This window comes from Caballeronia sp. LZ029, from assembly GCF_031451275.1.
Lineage (GTDB): Bacteria > Pseudomonadota > Gammaproteobacteria > Burkholderiales > Burkholderiaceae > Caballeronia > Caballeronia jiangsuensis.
The window spans coordinates 959,060-981,857 of sequence record NZ_JARUXO010000003.1 but is presented as its reverse complement, the minus strand read 5'-3'; the positions used below and the strand labels follow the sequence as shown (position 1 = coordinate 981,857).

The 22,798-nt window shown below is 62.8% G+C and carries 21 protein-coding genes and 1 pseudogene; 13 read left to right on the top strand and 9 right to left on the bottom strand.

All coding sequences use genetic code 11. The features are described 5' to 3' along the window. The first annotated feature begins 50 nt into the window (after positions 1-50). The 3 genes from QCE73_RS23885 (at position 51) to QCE73_RS23875 (ending at position 3,585) form a co-directional block, all read left to right on the top strand. The gene (locus QCE73_RS23885; protein WP_309883856.1) at positions 51-1,796 is read left to right on the top strand and encodes an FAD-dependent oxidoreductase; all 1,746 of its coding nucleotides are present in this window, start codon (positions 51-53) and stop codon (positions 1,794-1,796) included. Continuing rightward, complete coding sequence (locus QCE73_RS23880; protein WP_238288915.1) at positions 1,793-2,128, top strand: NIPSNAP family protein; 336 nt, start codon at positions 1,793-1,795, stop codon at positions 2,126-2,128. The genes QCE73_RS23885 and QCE73_RS23880 overlap by 4 nt, the downstream gene beginning before the upstream one ends. Positions 2,129-2,202: 74 nt before the next feature. Next, positions 2,203-3,585: an aromatic acid/H+ symport family MFS transporter gene (locus QCE73_RS23875; RefSeq protein ID WP_309883855.1), complete on the top strand. Its 1,383-nt coding sequence runs from the start codon at positions 2,203-2,205 to the stop codon at positions 3,583-3,585. Here the strand turns inward: QCE73_RS23875 and QCE73_RS23870 are convergent. The 6 genes from QCE73_RS23870 to QCE73_RS23845 form a co-directional block, all read right to left on the bottom strand. Continuing rightward, positions 3,558-4,094, bottom strand: coding sequence for an Ohr family peroxiredoxin (locus QCE73_RS23870; protein ID WP_309883854.1), 537 nt, complete (start codon positions 4,092-4,094; stop codon positions 3,558-3,560). The two genes, QCE73_RS23875 and QCE73_RS23870, sit on opposite strands and share 28 nt — an antisense overlap. 22 nt (positions 4,095-4,116) lie before the next feature. Continuing rightward, positions 4,117-4,884, bottom strand: coding sequence for an SDR family oxidoreductase (locus QCE73_RS23865; RefSeq protein WP_309883853.1), 768 nt, complete (start codon positions 4,882-4,884; stop codon positions 4,117-4,119). A 130-nt stretch (positions 4,885-5,014) separates the two neighbouring features. Further along, on the bottom strand, positions 5,015-6,022 hold the full coding sequence (locus QCE73_RS23860; RefSeq protein ID WP_309883852.1) for a LysR family transcriptional regulator: 1,008 nt from the start codon (positions 6,020-6,022) through the stop codon (positions 5,015-5,017). A gap of 78 nt (positions 6,023-6,100) precedes the next feature. Beyond that, entirely contained in the window at positions 6,101-6,508 is a 408-nt protein-coding gene (locus QCE73_RS23855) for a cupin domain-containing protein (RefSeq protein ID WP_035499898.1), read from the bottom strand. A 38-nt stretch (positions 6,509-6,546) separates the two neighbouring features. Further along, positions 6,547-7,026 (bottom strand): carboxymuconolactone decarboxylase family protein, encoded by a 480-nt coding sequence (locus tag QCE73_RS23850; RefSeq protein WP_035499691.1) that lies wholly within the window; start codon positions 7,024-7,026, stop codon positions 6,547-6,549. A 143-nt stretch (positions 7,027-7,169) separates the two neighbouring features. Then, positions 7,170-8,051, bottom strand: coding sequence for an RNA polymerase sigma-70 factor (locus QCE73_RS23845; protein ID WP_309883851.1), 882 nt, complete (start codon positions 8,049-8,051; stop codon positions 7,170-7,172). Between the two features lie 168 nt (positions 8,052-8,219). On the opposite strand from QCE73_RS23845, the gene QCE73_RS23840 reads away from it, so the two are divergent. Then, a complete protein-coding gene (locus QCE73_RS23840; RefSeq protein WP_309883850.1) occupies positions 8,220-9,509 on the top strand; it encodes an MFS transporter in 1,290 nt (429 codons plus the stop codon). Here QCE73_RS23840 and QCE73_RS23835 read toward each other — a convergent pair. After that, positions 9,460-10,512 carry a helix-turn-helix domain-containing protein gene (locus QCE73_RS23835; RefSeq protein WP_309883849.1) on the bottom strand — a complete coding sequence of 351 codons (1,053 nt, stop codon included), beginning with the start codon at positions 10,510-10,512 and terminating at the stop codon, positions 9,460-9,462. The genes QCE73_RS23840 and QCE73_RS23835 overlap by 50 nt on opposite strands. 266 nt (positions 10,513-10,778) lie before the next feature. Between QCE73_RS23835 and QCE73_RS23830 the strand changes: the two genes are divergently transcribed. Both QCE73_RS23830 and QCE73_RS23825 read left to right on the top strand, forming a co-directional pair. Next, positions 10,779-11,075 carry a hypothetical protein gene (locus tag QCE73_RS23830; RefSeq protein ID WP_309883848.1) on the top strand — a complete coding sequence of 99 codons (297 nt, stop codon included), beginning with the start codon at positions 10,779-10,781 and terminating at the stop codon, positions 11,073-11,075. A 405-nt stretch (positions 11,076-11,480) separates the two neighbouring features. Further along, positions 11,481-11,633: pseudogene (locus QCE73_RS23825) on the top strand (gluconate transporter); the annotation flags it as partial. Between the two features lie 14 nt (positions 11,634-11,647). On the opposite strand, the gene QCE73_RS23820 reads toward QCE73_RS23825, so the two are convergent. After that, a complete protein-coding gene (locus QCE73_RS23820; protein WP_309883847.1) occupies positions 11,648-12,379 on the bottom strand; it encodes a GntR family transcriptional regulator in 732 nt (243 codons plus the stop codon). Between the two features lie 171 nt (positions 12,380-12,550). On the opposite strand from QCE73_RS23820, the gene QCE73_RS23815 reads away from it, so the two are divergent. The 5 genes from QCE73_RS23815 to QCE73_RS23795 are packed head-to-tail and all read left to right on the top strand — an operon-like array spanning position 12,551 to position 18,422. Then, the gene (locus QCE73_RS23815; RefSeq protein WP_035499683.1) at positions 12,551-13,849 is read left to right on the top strand and encodes an MFS transporter; all 1,299 of its coding nucleotides are present in this window, start codon (positions 12,551-12,553) and stop codon (positions 13,847-13,849) included. Between the two features lie 57 nt (positions 13,850-13,906). Next, the gene (locus QCE73_RS23810; RefSeq protein ID WP_035499682.1) at positions 13,907-14,635 is read left to right on the top strand and encodes an aspartate/glutamate racemase family protein; all 729 of its coding nucleotides are present in this window, start codon (positions 13,907-13,909) and stop codon (positions 14,633-14,635) included. 11 nt (positions 14,636-14,646) lie between these two features. After that, positions 14,647-16,053 (top strand): dihydropyrimidinase, encoded by a 1,407-nt coding sequence (gene hydA / locus QCE73_RS23805; RefSeq protein WP_309883846.1) that lies wholly within the window; start codon positions 14,647-14,649, stop codon positions 16,051-16,053. Between the two features lie 11 nt (positions 16,054-16,064). Beyond that, complete coding sequence (locus QCE73_RS23800) at positions 16,065-17,231, top strand: serine hydrolase (RefSeq protein WP_309883845.1); 1,167 nt, start codon at positions 16,065-16,067, stop codon at positions 17,229-17,231. A gap of 3 nt (positions 17,232-17,234) precedes the next feature. Then, positions 17,235-18,422 (top strand): serine hydrolase, encoded by a 1,188-nt coding sequence (locus QCE73_RS23795; RefSeq protein WP_309883844.1) that lies wholly within the window; start codon positions 17,235-17,237, stop codon positions 18,420-18,422. 2 nt (positions 18,423-18,424) lie between these two features. Here the strand turns inward: QCE73_RS23795 and QCE73_RS23790 are convergent, their stop codons facing one another. Beyond that, on the bottom strand, positions 18,425-19,525 hold the full coding sequence (locus tag QCE73_RS23790; protein ID WP_309883843.1) for an aldose epimerase family protein: 1,101 nt from the start codon (positions 19,523-19,525) through the stop codon (positions 18,425-18,427). 197 nt (positions 19,526-19,722) lie between these two features. Here QCE73_RS23790 and QCE73_RS23785 point away from each other — a divergent pair, with 197 nt between their 5' ends. Both QCE73_RS23785 and QCE73_RS23780 read left to right on the top strand, forming a co-directional pair. Then, a complete protein-coding gene (locus QCE73_RS23785) occupies positions 19,723-19,908 on the top strand; it encodes a hypothetical protein (protein WP_309883842.1) in 186 nt (61 codons plus the stop codon). A gap of 233 nt (positions 19,909-20,141) precedes the next feature. Continuing rightward, positions 20,142-22,751, top strand: coding sequence for a PAS domain-containing protein (locus QCE73_RS23780; RefSeq protein WP_309883841.1), 2,610 nt, complete (start codon positions 20,142-20,144; stop codon positions 22,749-22,751). Positions 22,752-22,798: the final 47 nt, after the last annotated feature.

Genomic DNA, 22,798 nt, shown 5'->3' with positions numbered 1-22,798 from the left:
TCCATCTCGCGGGTGCGCAACGCGCCCGCTTCCAATCAAAGGACATCATCATGACTACCGTAACGCGGTCGTCCGATCTCGCTTGCGATGTGCTCGTGATCGGCTCGGGCGCCGGCGGCCTTTCGACGGCCATCACAGCGAAGAAGCAAGGGCTCGACGTGATCGTCGTCGAGAAGGAACAATACTTCGGCGGCACGACCGCATTCTCGGGCGGCGTGCTGTGGATACCCGGCAATCGCCACGCGAAGGACGCGGGTGTTCAGGATACGCGTGCAGCCGTGATTCAATACATGCGTGGCGAGACCGGCGCGATGTACGACGAAGCCGCCGTCGATGCGTTTCTCGATAACGGCCCGCGCATGATCGACTTCTTCGAGCGTGAGACCTCAGTCGAATTCCTGCCGACGCTCTACCCCGACTATCATCCCGATGCGCCGGGCGGTGTCGATGTGGGACGCTCGGTCGTCGCAAAGCCCTTCGATGCGCGCGCACTGGGCAAAGACATCGCGCGGCTGCGCCCGCCGCTCAAGACGATCACGTTCATCGGCATGATGTTCAATTCGTCGAGCGCGGATCTCAAGCATTTCTTCAATGCGACGAAATCGCTTGCGTCGGCGTGGTATGTCGCAAAGCGGCTTGCGAGTCATATCGGAGAACTCGCGCTCTATAAGCGCGGCGTGCAGATCACGAGCGGCAATGCCCTCGCCGCGCGCCTCGCCAAGTCCGCGCTCGATCTCGGCATCCCGATTCATACGAACACGGGCGCGAAGGAACTCATTACGGTAAAGGGCCGCGTGACGGGCGCGATCGTCATCGCGGATGGACGCGAAACGCGCATCACCGCGCGGCGTGGCGTCGTGCTCGCGTGCGGCGGTTTCTCGCATGATGTCGCACGCATTGCGAAGGCATATCCTCATGTGCGGCGCGGCGGCGAGCATGTATCGCCGGTGCCCGCAGGCAATACCGGCGATGGCGCGCGCATGGCCGAGCGCGTGGGCGGGCGCGTCGATATCCGCTATCCGCAGCCTGCGGCGTGGATGCCGGTCTCGCGCGTGCCGCTGAAAGACGGGAAATACGGCGTGTTCCCGCATCTGCTCGATCGCTACAAGCCGGGCGTGATCGGCGTGACGCGCGGCGGCGTGCGCTTCACCAACGAATCGAATTCTTATCACGATGTCGGCGCGGCGATGATCGAAGCATGCCGCGATGAAAAGGAAACGGCGATGTGGCTCATTTGCGATCACGAGACGATCCGCAAATACGGCCTCGGCTTCGCAAAGCCCGCGCCGATTCCGCTCAGGTCCCATCTGAAAAGCGGCTATCTCGTCAAAGGCCGCACGCTTCTGGAACTCGCGCGGCACGCAGGCATCGACGCGAGCGCGCTGGAAGCGACCGTGCGCGAATATAACCGCGACGCAGTGGCAGGCAAGGACAACGCATTCGGCCGTGGCACGACTTCGTTCAACCGCTATCTCGGCGATCCCGCGCACAAGCCGAACCCTTGCGTCGCGCCAATCGGCGATGGCCCGTACTACGCGCTCAAGGTCGTGATGGGCGACCTCGGCACCTTCGACGGCATTGCAACGAATCCGCACGGACAAGTACTCAAAGGCAGTGAGCCTATTCCCGGGCTCTATGCAGTCGGCAACGATCGCGCGAGCGTCATGGGCGGCAACTATCCCGGCGCAGGCATCACGCTCGGCCCGATCATGACATTCGGGTATCTCACCGGGCTACATCTCGCGGGCCGTATCGACGCGCGCGCGAATTCCAGCGAATTGAGGAGCGCAGCATGAGCAAGCCATTCATCGATCATCGTATCTACACGATCAGGCCGCGCGGCATGGCGGAATTCATCGATGTATTCGATCGTCTCGCGATGCCGATACAACTCAAGTACCTCGGCGCGCCCGTCGGCTTTTATATGAGCGATATCGGCGCATTGAATCAGGTCGTGCATCTGTGGGGCTACGAGAGCATCGGGGATTACGACCAGCGGCGCACCGCACGCGACAACGATCCCGAATGGCCCGCTTATCTGCAGGCGTCGGCGCATCTGATCGTCGCGCAGGAGAGCCGCATCATCAGGCGCGTCGAGTTCAGAAGCCTTTCGCCCGCAGTGCGTTAGAGCCCGGCATAGCGGCACGAAGAAGGCCGCATCCTTGCGATAGCTTTTAGATAAATGAATGGAGACATACCGGCATGGAAAAGAACTTCGGGACCATCGAGGTCCAGAGCTTTATCGACGGCGAGCGCTTCTCGCCATATCAATGGGTCATCCTGATCCTGTGCTTTCTCGTCGTCGCGGCCGATGGCTTCGATACGGCGGCAGTCGGATTCATCGCGCCGTCATTGATCGGCGACTGGGGCATCACGCGAGCAGCATTGGGTCCCGTGATGAGCGCGGCGCTCGTCGGGCTCGGCATCGGCGCCCTCGCGGCGGGACCGGCTGCCGACCGCATCGGACGCAAGGCGGTGCTCGCGCTTTCCGTGTTCTTCTTCGGCGTGTGGAGCCTCGCGTCGGCACAAGCAAGCTCGGTCGAAACGCTGACCGCGTGGCGCTTTCTCACCGGCCTGGGCCTCGGCGCTGCTATGCCCAACGCCGTCACGCTGATGTCGGAGTACGCACCCGCGCGCATTCGTGCGGTCGTCGTCAACACGATGTTCTGCGGCTTCTCCGTGGGCCTTTCGATAGGGGGCTTGTGCGCCGCGTGGCTCATACCGCATTTCGGCTGGCCGAGCGTGCTCGTCGCCGGCGGCATCGGCCCGATCGTGCTCACGGTGCTGCTGCTCTTTCTGCTGCCCGAGTCGGCGCAGTTCATGGTCCTGAGAAAACATCCCGCGCAAAAGATAGCGCGCGTGCTGCGGCGCATCTCCAGCGATGCGCGTCTCGCCGAAGACGCGCGCATTGCGTTCACCGCCGCCGATACGCGCAGCGGCGGCGCGGATAAGTCCGCGCTCGGACTCATCGTCTCGCGTCCTTATCGTTTCGGCACGTCCATGTTATGGCTCGCGTATTTCATGGGCCTGTTGATCTTCTATCTGCTGACCAACTGGCTCCCGACGCTTTTCAAGGACGCCGGCTTCTCCGCCGAACGCGCCGCCCTCACGACGTCGCTCTTTCCGCTCGGCGGCATTCTCGGCAACCTGTGTCTGGGCTGGGTGATGGACAAGGCCAATCCGCGACGCGTGAACGCATGCGCGTACGTGCTCGCGGCGGCGCTGGTGCTGACGATCGGACGCGGCGTCGCGGATCAGTTCTGGCTCGCGGTGCTCATCTTCCTGACGGGAACGGCCGTGACGAGCGCGGTTACGTCGATGTCGGCGCTCGCGGCATCGTTCTATCCGACACGAAGCCGTGCAACGGGCGTTGCATGGATGCTCGGCATCGGGCGCATGGGCGCGGTGGCGGGCGCGATGACCGGTGGCCTTCTCATGAGCATGGGCCTGCAATTCAGCGCGGTCTTCACGCTGCTCGCGATTCCCGCGTTCATTGCGGCGTTCGCACTGGGCGCGTTGAGCAGACGCGATGCATCGCGTCAAGCAGACCCACTCGATCAGACGGCACGTGTGCCTGCCGAATGATCCGTGGCATCGCTATTGGCTGAAAGTGAAACGATATTGACGATGCCCTTGCGCGTCATCTTCGTATAAGGGCAAAAGCGTTCGGTGTTGCGCACGAGTTCTTCGGCTGCCGCGCGTTCGATGCCACGCATCTGAACGCGCGTGTGCGCGGTAAGCACGAAGAGGCCGTCCATCGGATCGCGGCCGAATTCGATCGTAACCGACACGCTCGCGCCCTCCACCGCGATACCCGCGCGCGCCGCCAGCAAGATGAGCGCGCCATGAAAGCACGCGGCATAGCCTGCGGCGAACAACTGTTCGGGGTTCGTGCCGCCGCCTGTACCGCCGAGCGCTTGCGGCATGCGCAGGTCGAGTTCGAGATTGCCGTCGTCGGAGCGGGCCACGCCCGACGCGCGGCCATGCCCCGCATCGCCGCCCGTGACGGTGACGGTCGTCGAATACAACGTTTGCACGTCGCGACCTTCATACTTGTCGAGCAGGCTGACGGGCGGCGGCTGGAGCGGCTCCATGACGGCCCCTTCTACAAATCGTTCAATGCGCCGCTTGAACCTCGCTCCGGCTCTCTTCGAACCACGCATCGAAATTCATTGCACCGAGATGCGCTTGTGCGCCTGGCAAGAGCGTGTCTGCCGCGAGCTGCGCGCCGAAGTAGAGCGCGTTCTCGTCGGCGACGACCGTTCTTGCATCGCCCGTCGCCTTGAAATAGCGCTGCATCAGATCGGAAAGACGCGACTTCTCCGGACCCGCGATCTCGATCACGCCATTGACCGGCGCATTGACTGCGCGATCCGCGACGGCGTTCGCTACGTCGCCCGAGGCGATCGGCTGAATGTACGCATCCGACAGATGCACCGCGTTTTCATTGGCGCTCGCTTTCGCAATGCCGCCGAGGAACTCGAAGAACTGCGTCGACTGAACGATCGTGTACGGCACGCCCGATTCTCGAATCAGCTTCTCCTGCGCGATCTTGCCGCGAAAATAGCCGCTTTGTGCGAGGCGATCCGTGCCGACGACCGAAAGCGCCACATGATGCGCGACGCCGGCCGCCTTCTCCGCAGCGAAGAGGTTGCGTCCCGACGTTTCGAAGAATTCGAGCACGGCCTTGTCTTCGAACGAAGGCGAGTTGGCCACATCGACGACCACGCGCGCATCCTTCAGCGCTTCTTTCAGGCCTGTGCCCGTCATCGTATCGACGCCCGATGCAGGCGACGCGGCGATCACTTCATGTCCGCGCGCTCGCAAGTTCTTCACGACCTTGCTGCCGATGAGTCCGCTTCCGCCAATCACTACGATCTTCATGATGTTCTCCTTTGAAGCGATGCGCGGATGGTGTCGCGCTCGCTGAATCTGTCGTGCGTGATGCATCGTAGGTGTGCGCGCACGCATCCGGTAGCGCCTTCATCGGACGCGCGGTGTTGCCTTCGATGCATCAATCGGCGGTCACGAGCGCCGCATCGCTCCTGTTCGTCATGTGGGTCGTCAGGCAATGCAGATCGAGCGCGCGCGTATGCTCGGTCATGTAATCGACGAATACACGCACGCGTGCGGGCAGTTGCTTGCGGCTGAGATAGCAAAGATAGTGGCCGCCGTCGTCGGGCGCATGTTGCGCGAGACATATGACGAGGCGCCCGGCCTTGAGCGCATCGCACACGAGATAGGCAGGCAGTTGCGCGATGCCTTGCCCGTCGAGCACCGCTCGCAGCATCAGGTCGATGTCGTTGAACGTTTGCTTCGCGGCGAGCGAGCGCTTGTGCGGCATGCCATCGACCTTGAACTCCCAGTCGGCGATACGCCCCGCCGATGTACGGAAATTGATGCAGCGATGTTTGTCGAGCTCATCGACATGACGCGGCAAGCCGTGCTCGCACGCATACTTCGGCGATGCGCACACGACCATCTGCATCGGGATCAATTGCTTCGCGACGACCTCGCCGTCTTCCATGTGACCGTCGCGAAATGCGACATCGACACGGTCTGCCGTGAAATCGCACGGACGATCGTTGAGCACGAGTTCCAGTGCGATATCCGGATAACGCGCATGGAAGCCGGACAGTAGCGGCGCGACGACCCTGCGGCCGAAACCCGGCGCGGACGCGATGCGCAAGTGTCCGCGCGGCGGCCCGTTGCGCAGTTCGCGCATGTCTTCGAGCGCCTGCACGATGCGCTCGACGCCCGGCTGACAGTTCTTGTAGAACAGCTCGCCCTCGCGCGTGAGCGACGTGCTGCGCGTGGTGCGAAGAAAGAGACGCGCATCGAGCTGTGCTTCCAGCTTCTGCACGTTGCGGCTGACGGCGGAACGGCCGATGCCCAGGCGATCGCTCGCTTTCGCGAAGCTGCCTTCATTGGCGACCGCAAGAAACGAAACGACGCCCGCATAACTCGTCACGAAGCTATAGGCGAGCGAATCGTCGGAATGACACGCAAGATCTGATGGCATGGCGGCACGAAACGTAGTGGCTCTGTCTCACTAGACGTTCACGCCCTGCACTTTGTGACACGCCATGCTCGATTTCTTTTATTTCACCGGCGTGAGAACCGGTTTGCCCTTGTCCTTGAGCAGCAGCACGATGAACTTCGCGCGCTTGGTCTTGCTGGCGTTGCGGCCCACCGTGTGGATATCTTCAGGGCCTTCATAGAACGTATCGCCGGCCTTGAGCGTCACGGCCTTGCCGCCCTGAAGCTGCATGATGATCGTGCCTTCGAGCACATACACGAATGCATGCGCATCATGACGATGCACCGGATCGACCGAGCCCGGCGGATATTCGACGCTGATCATCAGCGCCTCCTTGCCCGGATACTCGGGCAGCGGCTTCGTCATCAGCTCCTTGACGATGGCCTCCGGCGCGGCCTGCGCCGTGCTCGCGGCGAGCGCCGCGCATCCGAAGACGAGCGTGAGTCCCACGCGTTTGATGCTGTGCATGATCCGTTCTCCCATGATCGAATGACGGCGCGAACACATCACGACAGGTTTGCCTTGTCGAGGCCGAAGGCCTTGTCGGACGAACCCGGCACCGTCTGGAATGCGACATTCGCACGATTCCATCCGTTGATCGCCATGACGGCGTAGGTCAGGTCGGATAGCTCCTTCTCCGAGAACTGCTCGCGCACGCGTCCATAGAGCTCGTCGGACACGCCATGTTCGGGAATGCGCGTCAGCACTTCGGTCCACGCGAGCGCGGCGCGTTCGCGCGGCGAGAACAGCGTCGACTCGCGCCAGATCGCCACGTGATGCGTGCGCAGTTCGCGCTCGCCATGAATCTTCGCTTCCTTCACATGCATATCGACGCAAAAGGCGCAGCCATTCATCTGCGATGCGCGAAGCGTCACGAGGTCGCGCGTCGTGCGCTCGATCGAGCACTCCTGCAAGGCCTGGCTGAACTCATAGAACTTCTTGAACAGTTCGGGCGATTGTTGAACGTAGTTGATTCGCTGCGTCATGATGACTCCATGCCTGGTTGAAGATATCGCCGGCGCTCCATAGCCGGCATGGATGTCATCGTAAGTTTGCGCGCCTTCTCGCGGTAGACGCGCGAACGTGCGCACGCTATTGCTTCGCGCGCATCAATCGCAAAGGCAATCCATCACGCGTTTCCGTAACGCGCCGCGATGCGTTCGAGTTTCTCCGGGTTGCGCTGCACCTGAATACGCACGATGTGCTCGTCTTCGATATCGTAGGTCTGGGCGGATTCGAGCTTGCCATCGATGAAGCGCAAGAGCGCCCACTGGCCATTGAGCATCACGAGTTCGATGCGCACGCCCTTTCCGTAACGCAGGAATGCGGCATAGAAAAGCTGCGCGATGCGCTTGCCGCCGAGTAGCGGCTCCGGGAAGCTCTGCACGTGGCCGCCGCCATCGCCGACGAGCGTCGCGTCATCCGCGAGCATCGCGTGAATGGCCGCGAAATCGCCGTGTTCGATCGCATGTGCGAATGCGTGCAGCAAACGCCTGTGGATTTCGCGCGGCACCGAACGGCGCGGACGCTCGTCGCGCAGTTGTGCCTTCGCGCGGCTCACGAGCTGCCGGCATGCGGCCTCCGTTTTCCCGATGATGCTCGCGACCTCCGGATAATCGGCATCGAAAACTTCGCGCAGCAAGAACGCCGCGCGTGCTTCGGGCGTCAGGCGTTCGAGCAGCATCAGAAACGCGACCGACACATCGTCCGCGCGCTCCGTGACTTCTTCGGGTGTAGCAGGCGGCTCGGTGATTTGCGGCTCGGGCAGCCAGATGCCCGCGTAATGTTCGCGCTGCAATTTCGCGGCGCGCAGCCGGTCGATCGAATGGCGCGTCGTGACGGCGACGAGCCAGGCTTCGGCATTCTCGATAGCTTCGCGCGCAGCCGCATGCCAGCGAAGCCATACGTCCTGCACGATGTCTTCGGCCTCGGCGACCGAACCGAGCATGCGATACGCGATGCCCTGCAAGCGAGGGCGCAGCCGGTCGAACTCGCGCGTGGCGTCATCCATGAAGACGATTCCTCGTTCGTAAACGAACTACGAAGCCAGCGAATTTGAAAGGTGATCGTATATTACTCGCCTTGTATTCGTGACGATTACGACGAAGCATTAATAATATGAGCAATGCGGCCGTTAATATCGGAAGCCGGATTCGAATGCATCAAACTCCGTTCATTCATGACTCAAACCGAACCTCGAAAAGCGCCTGCGAAACTGACCCGCATCATCGTCGCGACGGTGATCAGCAACGGCTTCGTCGCCTACGACTTCACCGTGTATGGCTTCTCCGCGGCGATCATCGGACAGCTCTTCTTTCCCGCACACGATGCCGCTTCGTCGCTGATGCTCTCGCTCGCGACATTCGGCGCGGGCTTCGTGATGCGTCCGCTTGGCGCGATGCTGATCGGCCGATACGCGGACCGGCACGGCCGCGAGGCTGGCATGCGGCTATCGATTGCGTCGATGGCCGCTGGCACCTGGCTGATCGCGTGCCTGCCGACGCATGCGGCGATCGGCGCGAGCGCGACCGTGCTGATCGTGTTCGCGCGGCTTCTGCAAGGGCTCGCAGCGGGCGGCGAGATCGGCCCGGCATCCGCGCTGCTGATGGAGTCCGTGCCTTATGAACGACGCTGCTTCATGGTCAGTTGGCGCGGTGCGAGCCAGGGCGCGGCCGCATGCGCGGCGGCGCTCGTCGGCGCGTGCACGTCCGCGTTGCTGTCGCACGAGCAACTCGTGCAATGGGGATGGCGTGTGCCTTTCGTCATCGGCGGATTGATCGCGCCGCTCGGCTGGTTTCTGCGCCGCGTACCGGGCGATGCACGGGCATCGAAGGTACTTCCCGCTCGCACGCCGCTTTCGATCGTGCTTCGCGAACATGCGCGCCCGCTCGCGTGCGGCATCCTGATGATGGCCGCGCCTTCGTCGAGCATCTACATTGCCGTGCTGTATATGCCGAGCTATCTGACGCACACGTTGCAACGGCCACCGGCAATCAGCTTCATGATCGCGTCGCTGTCCGGTCTCGTGATTCTCGTCGTCACGCCGCTCGTCGCGCTCGCCGCCGATCGCCTGATGAGCCGCAAGACGCTGCAATACGCATCGCTCGTCGGCGCGCTCGCGACGGCATATCCCGCGTTCCATGCGCTCACGCGGGGCGCACCGGATACGCTCGCGCTCGTGATCATCCTGCTCTATGTCGCCATCGCGCTGAACAACGCGGGCGCGGGCTCGGTGCTCATGCTCGAAGCCTTCCCGAAGCATCGGCGCGCAGCGAGTCTCTCGGTGATCTACACGTTCGGCGTCGTCATCTTCGGCGGGTTCTCCCCGCTCGCGGTCGCGTGGCTCATCGGCGCGACCGGCAATGTGATGACGCCCGCGTGGTATCTGCTCGCCGCGAACTGCGTGACGCTCTTCGCGCTCAGCCGCTTCCCCGAACGCCCCTCGAATGCGCGGCGCGCATGCGCATGACGGGATCGCTGTCCGCTGCGCGCAGCAGGTCGAGCGCACGCAGACGCATTTCCAGCGGGCTCACATCGAACGCGCGACGGAACGCGCGCGTGAAATCCGACGCGCTCTTGAAGCCGAGACCGAAAGCGATATCGGTAATCTGCAGATTCGGAAACCGCGCGAGCTCATCGGCTGCTTCGCGCAAGCGGCGATGCCGAATGTACGCACCGAGGCCGCCTTCCTGCTCGAACCATCGATAGATGGTCGCGCGCTTCAGGCCGAGTGCATCGACGATCTTCATCGGCGTGAGATCGGCTTCATGGAGGTGCGTCTCGACATAACGCTTCACCTGGCCCTTCACCGCCGTTTGCAGCGCAGCGCGCGAGTCGTGCAATGCATGCGGTTTTTCGGCGAATGCCGCGAGCAGGAGTTGCGCGCCGGCATCGAGGGCGTCGATGGCATCGGGACGTTCTAGCGTCGGCAAAGCGCGCGCAGTGGCATCGAAATGCTGGAAGACGAAGCGCGCGAGCGGCGCGTCATCAGGCACGACGCGGCCGTGCAGCGCATCGCAGTCATCGATATGCGCGGCGACGACCGAGCGCGGCACGAACATCGTCAGCACGCGGCACGCCGGACGTTCGACGCGAAAGCGCTGATTCAGATCGAACGCGACGATGCCGCGCATCGAACCCGGCGCAGTGCGCTTCACGCTCGGACCGCTGACATGCCCGGACTCGCCTTCCACGTACACATGAAACGCGAAATCGCGGCGCGTGTCGGTCGAGACGCGTGCGATCGAACGCTCAAGCACCAGCGCTTCGGTACGCGCCTCCGTGAACACGAGACCGCCCGCCGCATGCAGATCGATGCTGCCCGCAAAGCCGCGCGCGATGCGATCGTTGTCGGGAAGAACATCCACCACATGCCCGACGCGATCGCGCCATGCGAGCAACTGGCGCTCGCGCGGCAATTCCTGGGTCGAGAAGCGCGTGAATAGCGTGCGTGGATCGGAATCGGCGGGCATGGAATCGATGTCGGTTCAAATAGTCCTTTCGAGCAGTGGCGCATACGATGCGCGCCGGCAAATGAGACGCATGGTAAAGCGTATTCGAAATGCAGGTATATCGTGCTGAACGAGGAGCAGCGTGTGCGGCGTCGCGGGCGGTTCAGGTCGGCGATTCCTTGCCGTCATCCCGCTGTCACATCGCTGTCTCCCACTCATTGGTTTACGGCTGACTAAGAACAAATACACAGCCGCATGCAGCAAAAAAGGCGTTTCGGGGCGTCAACATGGAAAAGTCGAAAGTATCGCAAGCCAGCCGCGCCGCGCAAAGCACGCGAGCGGCGCTCAAGCCTGCGCGCATCGCGGACGCGCAACTCGATCATCTCGAACACATGATCCGTTCGCTTGCAGTCGCGGGCAATCAGAAGGCGTTCGCCTGTCTCGATCGCGCCTACTGGAAAAGACGGCTCGCCGCACTCGGCGACGAAAGCGATCTCGTGTCCACGCAACGCGCTCGCGTACTGCGGCTGTTCGATCTTCTCGCACAGGATCACGCCGCCGGCCGCGGCAAGGCCGCCGCGTAGTCATCCACCGCACATGCATGCGGAATGCAAAACCCAAAAGGGCATTCCGAATGCAAAACGAAAAATGCCAGTAATGACTGGCAAGCCGATTGCAAGGCCGGCCTGAGAGAGCACGATCGACGCGCGGTCGATTTTGACCGTCGCGTCGAAAAGTGCTATTACGACGGGGCTTCGCGTCCCGCGCATGTTTCGCCAAGAACACGCGAGGTCATGCGCGGGACACGAAAGCTCCTCGTAATCGCATCGGCATTCAAAGCGATGCGCGTCAGTTCAAGGTCACCGTGAATCCAACAACGCTAACTCCCTGGTCGGCCCACGACACGCAACTGCTGATCGCCTGCGCGCTCGGCCTCGCGATCATCATCGTTTCCATCAGCGTGCTCAAGCTCGCGCCGTTCCTGTCCATTCTCGTGGGCACGCGACGCGGGTTTCTGGATGGTGCGCGAGTACTTCGGGCTCACGCTCAAGCGCACGGTCGCGGTGTGGTCCGTGTTGCAGACGATCGTGTCGGTGGTGGGACTCGTGCTGACGCTCGCGTTGTGGAGCGTGCTGACGTAAAGGCGTTCAGGTGTTCAACCCGACGCTTCCTCGCGCGCGAGATCGCCGATGCGCGCGGCGGGCGCATCGCCCTTTGCACGTTCGAGCACGGCGAGCACTTCGCGCGCCGTGTTCTCCGAATGCTCGCGCAGGATCGCGGGCAAACCTTCGCGCGCGGGATTTTCGAGCGCGGCCAGAATGGCTTCGTGCTCGCTCGCCGATTCGGCCCAGCGCAGCGTGTCGGCATTCGCCGCGCCGCGCGCCCGATGCACCTTCGACATCAACGTCGAATAGACGCTCGCGAGCACGGGATTGTCGGCGGCATCGACGATCATCTGGTGGATCTGCTGATTCAGCTTGAAATACTCGATGCGCCTGCCGGCGTCGTGACATTCCACCATGCGCCGATGCTTCGCCGCGATCGCCGAGATTTGCGTATTCGTGATGCGCGCCTGCACCAGGCCACCCGCCATCGCTTCGAGTCCGTGAAGCAGCTCGAATGTGGCGGCGAGATCGTCGAGATCGATCTCGGCGACGCGATAACCGATGTATTGCCGGTGCGTCACGCGCCCCTCCGACACCAGCACCTTCAGCGCCTCGCGCAAGGGCGTCTTCGAAACGTCGAACGCGCTGCTCAATTCTTTTTCGTCGATGCGCGCGCCGGGCGGCAACTCGCCCTCGTCGATCATGTCGCGCAGGCGCGCGGCAATCTCCGCGGCCATGCCGCGCGTGCGCAAAAGGAGGGGGCTTTTGGTGGTCTGGTTCATCGCAGTGCAAGCTTATCACGAAGTTGGTGAAAACCCTGCACCGTCATCGTGCAATCTAAATTTCAATAAAACCAAGCGTTTACACTGTTTGTAATTATAAATTTCTAATCCTATACTCTGTTCAACGTTGCGCGACGTCACGAAAACATCCGCCTATCCAGGAGCCCGTACATGTCTTCAACATCCGGTGTTGCCGCATTGACGGTGGGCAAATCCACCGTTCGCTGGAAGATTTTCGTCGTCATGCTGAGCCTCATCGCGATCAACTACATCGACCGCGCGTCGCTGTCCGTCGCGATGCCGCTCATTTCCAAGGAGTTCGATATCGGCCCGGCGATGGAGGGGCTCATCCTCTCCTCCTTCTTCTGGACCTACGCGGTAATGCAGATTCCCGGCGGCATGCTCGCCGACCGCTTCAAGCCGCGCATCGTGATCGCATCCGCGACCGTGTTCTGGGGTTTCTTCCAGGCCATCGCGGCGGTCTGCACGAACGCGCCGAGCCTGCTGCTCACGCGTCTCGGCCTCGGCGCGTCGGAAGCGCCGATCTATCCGGCGGGCGGCAAGCTCAACGCGATCTGGATGACGCAGACCGAGCGCGGCCGCGGCGCGACGCTGCTCGACGGCGGCGCACCGCTCGGCGCGGCGCTGGGCGCGATCCTGATCACCGGGCTCATCGCGACGCTCGGATCGTGGCGGCTCGCATTCGCGGTGGCCGGCGTCGGCACGGTGCTCGCGGGCGTCCTCGCCTGGTTTTATGTACGCAATACACCACGCGAGCATCCGGGCGTGAACGAACTCGAAGCGGCCTATATCGAGGAATCGCATGCCCGCGACGCCGCCGCCGAGCCGTCCACGCTCTCGGGCCGCACGCGCGATTTCTTCAAGTACCGCTCGGTGTGGTGCATGTTCTTCGGCTGGATGTGCTTCAACAGCGTGTTCTACGGCCTGCTCACGTGGATGCCCAATTATCTGCACATGGTCCACGGCTTCGATATCAAGCAGATGGGCGGCTCCAGCTTCATCATCTTTTTCAGCGGCTTCATCGGCGAACTGATCGGCGGATGGATCGCGGACAAGTGGAAGGCCGCGGGCGGGCGTCCGAATGTCGTGATGCGCACGCTCTTCGGCATCGCGGCGGTTATCGCGACCGTGTCGATCTTCTCGGTGGCCTACGTGACGAATGCGGTCGCGGTCGTCGCCCTGCTTTCGACGACGCTCTTCTTCCTGCGCTGGTGCGGCCTTTACTGGTGCATTCCGTCGTCACTCGGCACACGCAACAAGATCGGCTTTCTCGGCGGCTTCATGAATCTCGGCGGCAATATCGGCGGCGTGGCGGTGCCGATCATCGTCGGCGCGATCGTGCAGTTCACGCACTCCTACTTCCTCGCGCTGATGTTCTTCGCGGCAGCCGGCATCGGCTTGCTCGTGTGCTCCAGCGCCATCGATTACGAAAAGAAGATTCCCGTCTGAACGGGATAGCAAGTTCACGCAGTAACGCTTCGCTCAATTCACACAAGAGACATCACGATGAAAAAACGCACTTTGCTCGGCATGCTCACGCCCTCGTCCAACACGTCGCTCGAACCGCTGACGAGCGCGATGGTTTCGAACCTGCCCGGCGTCTCCGCGCATTTCGCGCGCTTTCCGGTGACCGAAATCTCGCTCTCCGATCAGGCGCTCGGCCAGTTCGACGATTCGAAGATCCTGCAGGCGGCGCAATTGCTCGCCGATGCGAAAGTGGACGTGATCGCATGGAACGGCACGTCGTCGGGTTGGCTCGGCTTCGAGGCCGACGAGCGTCTGTGCCGGCGCATCACGGAAGCGACGGGCATTCCCGCGACGACCTCCGTGCTCGCGCTGAACGAAATCCTGAAGAAGACCGATGCGCGCGAATTCGGTCTCGTCACGCCCTATCTCGACGACGTGCAGGAGAAGATCATCGCGAACTATCGCAGCGTTGGACTGAACTGCATCGCCGAGCGGCATCTGAACCTGAAGGTCAACTTTTCGTTCTCGGAAGTTCAGCCCGATGAAATCCGCCGCATGGTGCGCGAAGTGGCGAAGGACAAGCCGCGTGCGATCTCGATCTTCTGCACCAACCTGAACGCCGCGCATCTCGTGCCCGAGCTCGAAGAAGAAACCGGCATTCCGATCTACGACACGATCACGACCGTCGTATGGAAATCGCTGCAGCTTGCGGACTACGACACGCGCAGCGTCAAGGGCTGGGGACGTCTCTTCAGCGAAGTCGTCTAAGGGGAAGAGCCATGTCGAACGAACTCGATTTCGTGATCCGTCACGCCGACGTCGTCACTGCGTCGGACCGGTTTTCGTGCGACATCGGCATTCGCGACGGCCGCGTGGCGATGCTCGGGCAAGGACTGCCCGACGCGCCGCGCGAACTCGATGCGAGCGGGATGCTGGTGTTGCCGGGGGGCGTCGACGGCCACTGTCATCTCGATCAGCCGATGCCCGACGGCCTGCGCATGGCCGACGACTTTCTCAGCGGCACGCGCTCCGCGCTATGCGGCGGCACGACCACGGTGATTCCGTTCGCCGCGCAGGCCAAGGGACAATCGCTGCAAGCGGCCGTCGACGACTATCACCGCCGTGCGGAAGGCCGCGCGCTGATCGACTACGGCTTTCATCTGATCGTCGCCGATCCGACGCCGCATGTGCTCGCGGAAGAGCTGCCGCGTCTGATCAAAAACGGCTATACGTCGTTCAAGGTCTACATGACCTACGACGATCTCAAGCTCAATGACCGTCAGATGCTCGACGTACTCTCGGTCGCACGCGAGCACGGCGCGCTCGTGATGGTGCATGCGGAGAACTCGGACTGCATCGGCTGGCTGACCGAACGTTTGCTAGGCAAAGGCCTGCATGCGCCGCACGCGCATGCGCTCGCGCGGCCCGCCGTGGTCGAACGCGAGGCGACGCATCGCGCGATCGCGTTCGCGGAACTGGTCGATGTGCCGATCCTGATCGTGCATGTATCGGGCGCGGATGCGATCGAGCAGATTCGCTGGGGCCAGTCGCGCGGTTTGCCGATTCTCGCGGAGACGTGTCCGCAATACATGTACTTGACCGCCGACGATCTCGGCCACGGCGAATATGAAGGCGCGAAGTGCGTATGCAGTCCGCCGCCGCGCGATCCCGCGAATCAGCAGGCGGTGTGGAAAGCATTGCGCCAGGGTGTGTTTTCGCTCGTCTCTTCCGATCACGCGCCCTTCTCTTACGACGATCCGCAAGGCAAGAAGCCGGGCGGCAAGGAAGTGTCGTTCGATCACATTCCCAATGGCATTCCCGGTCTCGAAACGCGCTTGCCGCTGCTGTTCAAGGGCGTGAAGGAAGGGCGCATCTCGCTGCACCGGTTCGTCGAGCTCACGTCCCTCGCGCCCGCGAAGCTTTACGGGTTGTATCCGAGGAAAGGCACGATTGCGGTCGGCGCGGATGCGGACATCGTCGTGTGGGATCCGGAAAAGCGCGTGACCATCGCGAACGCGTCGCTGCATCACGCGGTCGATTACACGCCTTATGAAGGCATCGAAGTGACGGGATGGCCGCGTCATTGTTTCTCGCGCGGCGAACTGCTCGTCGAAGACGGCAGGCTTCTGAACGTGACGAGCGGACGCGGACGCTTTCTGTCGGCAGGCAAACCCAATCTCGAATGAAGGTGCAAGCGATGAAGCTGCCTGTGTTGTCACTGACCGCCGCGATGTTCTGCATGACGGCGCACGCCGCGGAAAAAGATATGCCGAACGTCGTGCCGGAATCCGTCGGCGTCGATTCGGCGCCGCTCGTGCGCATGTCGGAGTGGATACGCGCGGACAAGATGGATGTGCGCAGTCTCGTCATCGTGAAGGACGGCAAGATCGTGTTCGAGCGTTATGGCGACGGCCTCACGCGCGATAACAACTACGAGCTGTATTCGGTCACGAAGACGATCACGTCCTTGCTCGTCGGCGTGCTCGAAGGCGAAGGCAAGCTGAATCCATCGACGAAGGTCGCGCCGCTCATTGCGAAAGCGCGGCCCGATCTCGCCGCGCAACTCGCCGACAAGGAGAACATCGAGTTGCGTCATCTGATGTCGATGTCGAGCGGCCTCAGTTATCAGACGCGCGAAGGCACCGATCCGCTCTACTACGGCGCGCCGGATCGCCTGCGTGTCGCGGTGACGGCCAAAGCCGCGAAGACGCCGGGCACGGACTTCGATTACATCGACGTGAATCCGGTGCTCGTCGGCACGGCCGTGAGCGTCGCCGCGCACGAACGCGAGGATCGCTTCGCGCAGAAGAAGCTGTTCGAACCGCTCGGCATGTCGCATTACCGCTGGACCGGCGTCGATGAAACCGGCGCGGTCGCGGGCGGCTGGGGCTTGCGGCTGCGCGCCATCGACATGGCGAAGATCGGCATGCTGATGCTCGACGATGGCCGCTGGCAAGGCAGGCAAGTCGTGCCGCGCACGTGGATCAAGCAGATGACGACGCCCTCGCCCGCCGCCGCCGATTACGGCTACTACTGCTGGATTCAGCATGTCGTGGAGAAAGGCCAGCCCGAATTCGGCGCGATGGGCTTCAAGGGGCAATTCATCACCGTGCTGCCGAAGCAACATGCAGTCGTGGTGATGACGAGCCTCCTGCCGACCGATGGCGGATTGCGCGACGCCACCTATCTGAATCAATACCGCCGCATGGTGAACGATTTCATTCTGCCCGCGTTGACGCCGGCGGCGCGCCCCGTCGCGACGGCCGCGAAAACCGAAGCGCTGAAGGAAGAACTCGAACGCAGCAACAAGACGCAGGGCGTGCCCGGCACCGCGGCCGCTTTCAACGACGCACCCGAGACCTGATCCATGACACTACGTTTGCTGCTCAAGTGCATCGCGCCGGCCATCGTTGCGATGTCGATCTCGAACGCTCATGCAGCCGCGCCGCTGCGTGAAGCGGGACTCACGCAGGCATCGCCGGAAGATGCGGGCGTCGATTCGCACGAGCTCGTGCGTCTGTCGCAATGGATTCGCGAGCAGAAGCTCGATGTGTACAGCCTGCTCGTCGTGAAGGACGGCAAGCTGATTTTCGAGCGCTACGGCGCGGGCGCATCGCGCGATTCGAACTACGAGCTGTACTCGGTCACGAAGTCGGTGACGTCGATGGTCGCGGGCATCCTCATCGGCGAGGGCAAGATCAATCTCGACGATTCCGTCGCGACGAAGCTCGCCGCGTGGCGTCCCGACCTGCGCGCCGATCTCGCCGACAAGCGCAATGTCGAACTGAAGCACGTGCTCTCGATGTCGAGCGGCCTGCATTACGACTTCAAGCCGAAGGACGATCCGATCTACTACGCCGCGCCCGATCGTCTGAAGCTCGCGGCAGAAACGAACCCCAAGGCCGCGCCCGGCTCCGAGTTCGAATACACCGACATCAACCCGATCCTCGCCGCCGCGATGTTGAGCGCCGCGGCGCACGAACCAGTCGAACGCTACGCGCAGGCGAATCTTTTCGGCCCGCTCGGCATGAAGCACGCGGTGTGGGCGCGCGCGGACCGTTCGGGGCTCGTGTCGGCGGGATGGGGCTTGCGTCTGCGCGCCGTCGACATGGCGAAGATCGGCATGCTCGTGCTCGATCATGGCCGCTGGCAAGGACGCCAGATCGTGCCGCAGACATGGATCGCGCAGATGACGTCGCCCGGCGTCGCGCCCTACTTCGGCTACTACTGGTGGATCAACAACATCGTGCAGAAAGAGCCCGAATTCGACGCGATGGGCTTCAAGGGGCAATTCATCACGGTGCTGCCCGAGCGCAATACGGTGATCGTGATGACGAGCGTCATGTCCGTCGATGGCGGCCTGCGCGATGCGAAGAACCTCCAGACGTTCCGGCACATGGTGAACGACTATGTGATTCCCGCACTCGACAATGCGCAACACGCGCGGTCATCGACGGAACGCCGCGCGGCCTTGCAGCATGAACTCGCAGTCAGCGCGCACACGAAGGGCGTGCCGGGCGCGCAAGTGGACCCGACCGATCTGCCCCGGCTCTGACGCTAACGCACGCCGAATTTCCAGACCGTGACTTCGTGATACTCGTCGCCGGGCCGAAGCTCGGTCGACGGGAACGCCGGACGATTCGGCGAATCCGGGAAATGCTCCGCTTCGAGCGCGAAGCCGTCCGTCTGCCGGTACGCCGTGCCCGACGTGCCGATTGCGCTGCCATCGAGACCATTGCCCGTATAGAACTGCAGGCCCGGCTGCGTCGTGTAGACATCGAGCACGCGACCGCTCGACGGATCGTAGGCGCGTGCTGCGAAGCTCGGCTCGCCATTGCGCTGGCCGTTCTTGTTGAGCTTCCAGTTGTGATCGTAGCCGTGCGCATAACGCATCTGCTGATTCGACGAACGCAGCCGCGCGCCTATCGGCGTCAGCGCGCGCAAATCGAGTGGCGTGTTCTCGACGCTCGCTGTCTCGCCGGTTGGAATCGAATCGGCGCGCACGGGCGTATAGCTCGATGCCGCGATCATGACGAGTTGCCCTTCGACACCGCCGCTGCCCTCGCCCGCGAGATTGAAATAGCTATGGTTCGTGAGGTTCACGACAGTGGGCTTGTCCGTCTTCGCGCGATAGTCGATGCGCACTTCGTTGTCGTCCGTGAGCGAGTACGTCACATCGACGGTCAGCGTGCCGGGAAAGCCGTTCTCGCCATCGGGACTCACATAGCGCAGTTGCACGCCCGCGCCCTGCGCGCCCTGAAACGTCCTCACGACGGTCCAGACTTTTTCGTCGAATCCATGCGGGCCGCCGTGCAACGTGTTCGGCGGCTCGTTGACGGGCAGCCTATAGCTGCGCCCGTCGAGTTCGAAACGTCCATCGGCGATGCGGTTCGCATAGCGCCCGATCAGGCCGCCGAAGTGAATCTTGCCGTTGTACTTCTCGTAGTCGCCGAGCGATCCGAAGCCGAGCACGATGTCCGCGCGACGCCCGCGCCGGTCGGGCACATCGAGCCGCGTTACGATACCGCCGTAGGTAATGCAGTTCATTGTTACGCCACGCGAATTGGAAAGCGTGTATTGCGCGACCGCTTGCCCTTGTTGCGTCGCGCCATAGGGCGTGGACGCGACCGTCGCGGCGAAGCCATAGGGCGTGAACATCGCGCACGCAAGGGCGGCAAAACGGATGAGCGTTCGTTTGGTGTCCGGCATAAGCGATGTGAAAGAAAGATCGTTCGATACGGCCCGGCATGGAGAACATCGCAGCGTCGGGCAGCATCGCTTATGCCTGACGCAGGCCGGGCACGCACCCTGCGATCTTCGTCTCACTCTATCGACGATGACGAAAGGAGCCCTTCATGAACGAACCAGCCGACCGTGCGACGCCGCCGAAGCAGACGCCCGAAGACCCGAACGTGGCGGATCGCCGTCTGTCCGACGAACAAAAGCGGGCGATGACCAACGAGCCCGAAGCGCCGAAGCCCATCGATAAAGATAAGGAAAGCAAGTTGCCGAATCCGAAGGATGTCGGCGAAGCGGGTTAGTCGTCGAAGATCGCGCATGTTGTCCACGTGCATGGCGGGGACGGTGCGCGATTCATTAGATGAATCGATCTTCAGCACGTACAAATTACATACGTGGCACTCGCGCGATGATAACCGTGACGCCGGCACGCGGCGTTCCGGATTGCTTTTGTTGTATGGTATCCCTAAGCTATCGCAGCGTTCGATGCCGCGCCCGGCGACGCGTCTCGCCGGAATAAGGAAGCAAGACGCCCATGCACGATCCTGCTCATTTTTTGCCGTCGTTCGTGTGGCGCGCGACGCGAGACGGGGTGATCCAGTACGCCAATCCGTGGGCGTGCCGCTATCTCGGCATTCCCTTTCCCGAACTGGTCGGGCGGCACTGGAATGCTTTTGTCCACGCCGACGATATTCCTCCGGTCCTCGATGCACTGCGGCAAATGCGCGACGGCACGCTGCTGCGCAACGCCGATGTGCGTCTTCTGCGTAACGACGGCGCATTCCGCTGGCACACGCTGCATCTTCAGGCGCGCCGCGACGAGGAAGGACAGATCAGCGATACGGTCGGCGTCGCAATCGACATCCATGAGTGCCGTCACGCCTGGGCGCTGTACGAAGCGAGCGAGCGGCGGCTTCAGGCCGCATTCGCGGGCGCGCGCATGGGCGCATGGGAATGGGACATGAAGACGCGCGTCGTGCGCATGACCGCGCAACTCGCCGCGCTCTACTCTTTTCCGCCCGGCACCGAATCGGTTCTGCTTGCGGAAGTGTGGGACCGCGTCGCCCCTGAATATCGCGAGCTGTTTCAGCGCGAGCTGACCGAAGCGTTGCGTGAAGGCGGACCATTCGAGTTCGACTTCGTGCTCGATGGCGATAAGGGCCAGCGACGCTGGCTGCGCATGCGCGGACATCCCGAGTTCGACCGTCACGGCGTGCTCGCGCGCGTCTACGGCGTGAGCTTCGACATCAGCGCGCAACGTGCCGACGAAGAACGCCTGAGTCTTTCGGAGCGGCGCTATCGCGCACTCGTCGAGACGACGGGCGCGCTCGTCTGGTCCGCCGATGCCAACGGCGAGATCCGTCCTTCGGGCGGCGAATGGGAGCAGTTCACGGGCACGTCGCCGGACGTGCTGTCCGGCTGGGGCTGGCTCGACTATATCCATCCGGACGATCGCGAACGCACGCATCAGGCATGGCTCGAAGCACTGCGCGAAGGCGCCGCGCGCACGCTCACCTTTCGCATGTACCGGCGCGACGGCGTCTATCGCATGGTGCAGGCGCATGCCGCGCCGCTCTACGACGAGAAGGGCAACCTTCAGGAGTGGTTCGGCACCACGACCGACGTCACGCCGCGCTATGAAGCGCAGGCCGCGATCGAAGCGCGCAGCTTGCGCCTCACGGTGGCGATGCAGGCCGCGAAGATCCATATCGCATCGCTCGAACTCGCGACGTGGACGCTCTTTCTCGAAACCGGCGGCGAGCGCCAGATCACCGAAACGCTCAGTTACGACGCGGCGCTCGCACGCGTGCATCCCGACGACAGCGCGACGCTCGATCGCTATATGCGCAGCATCGCGGCGGGTGAAAACCCCGAAGGCCACTTCGAGTTTCGCGTGCGCAATCTGCACGGCGAACAATGGATGCAGGGCAGCGCGCTGCTTCAGCGCAGCAAGGACGGCGAGCCGCTTCGCATTATCGGCAGCGTAATCGATATCACCGAGCGCAAGCACATGGAGCTGATGCTGCGCGAGGCGGGACGCCGCAAGGACGAGTTTCTCGCGATGCTCGCGCATGAGCTGCGCAATCCACTCGCGCCGTTGCGCACGGCGATCGCGCTATTGCAGAAGGATCAGGATGGCGACGCGCATCTGCGCGATCTGATCGACCTGATGCGCAGGCAGGTCGAGCACATGACGCGCATCGTCGACGACCTGCTCGAAGTCTCGCGCATCACGCAGGGACGCATCGCGCTGCAACTCGAACCGATTCTCGTCGGCACGGCCGTGTATCACGCGGTCGAGGCTATCGCGGGCATGGTCGAGTCGCGCTCGCAGACCATTCACGTCGATGTGTCCGATGCCACCACCTGGGTCTGCGGCGATCCCACGCGCCTCTCGCAGATCCTCGTCAACGTGCTCAACAACGCGAGCAAGTACACGCCTGAGCAAGGCCGTATCACCGTGAGCGTGCAGGCCGATGACGAATGGGTATCGATCATCATCGCCGATACGGGCACCGGCATTTCGGCCGACCTCCTGCCGAAAGTGTTCGAGCTGTTCTCGCAAGGCGAGCGCACGCTCGACCGTTCGAACGGCGGGCTCGGCATCGGGCTGTCGCTCGTCAAGAAGCTCGTCGAGATGCATAAAGGCACGATCACCGTGCAAAGCCCCGGACCGGGTCTGGGCACGACCGTCACGGTGCGGCTGCCGCGTTTGCATCATCACGAAAGGCATTCGGCGCTCGCGCTCTCGGAGACGAGTATGCGCGAGACGCGTGCTGCGCTGCGCATTCTCGTCGTCGACGATAACCGCGATGCCGCCGACTCGCTCGCGATGTTGTGCGAATCGGAGGGACATGTCGCGCGTGTCGCGTATTCGTCGGCGGAAGCGCTGGAAGCCGCGCCGAAGTTGCAACCCGATGTGGCGCTGCTCGATATCGGCCTGCCCGACATCGACGGCTACGAGCTCGCGCGACGCCTGCGCCGCAAGGGCGACACGACGCCTTTGCTGATCGCGATCACGGGTTATGGACAGGCGGAAGACCGCTTGCGCGCGCAATCGGCGGGCTTCGATTATCACTTCGTGAAGCCGGTGAATGTCGAGAGCCTGCTGAAGCTCCTGTTGTCGCTGACCGTCACGCGTTGAAGAGCGCCGCTCTACAATGGGCGTTCGATCAACGCCTTCGAGGACGT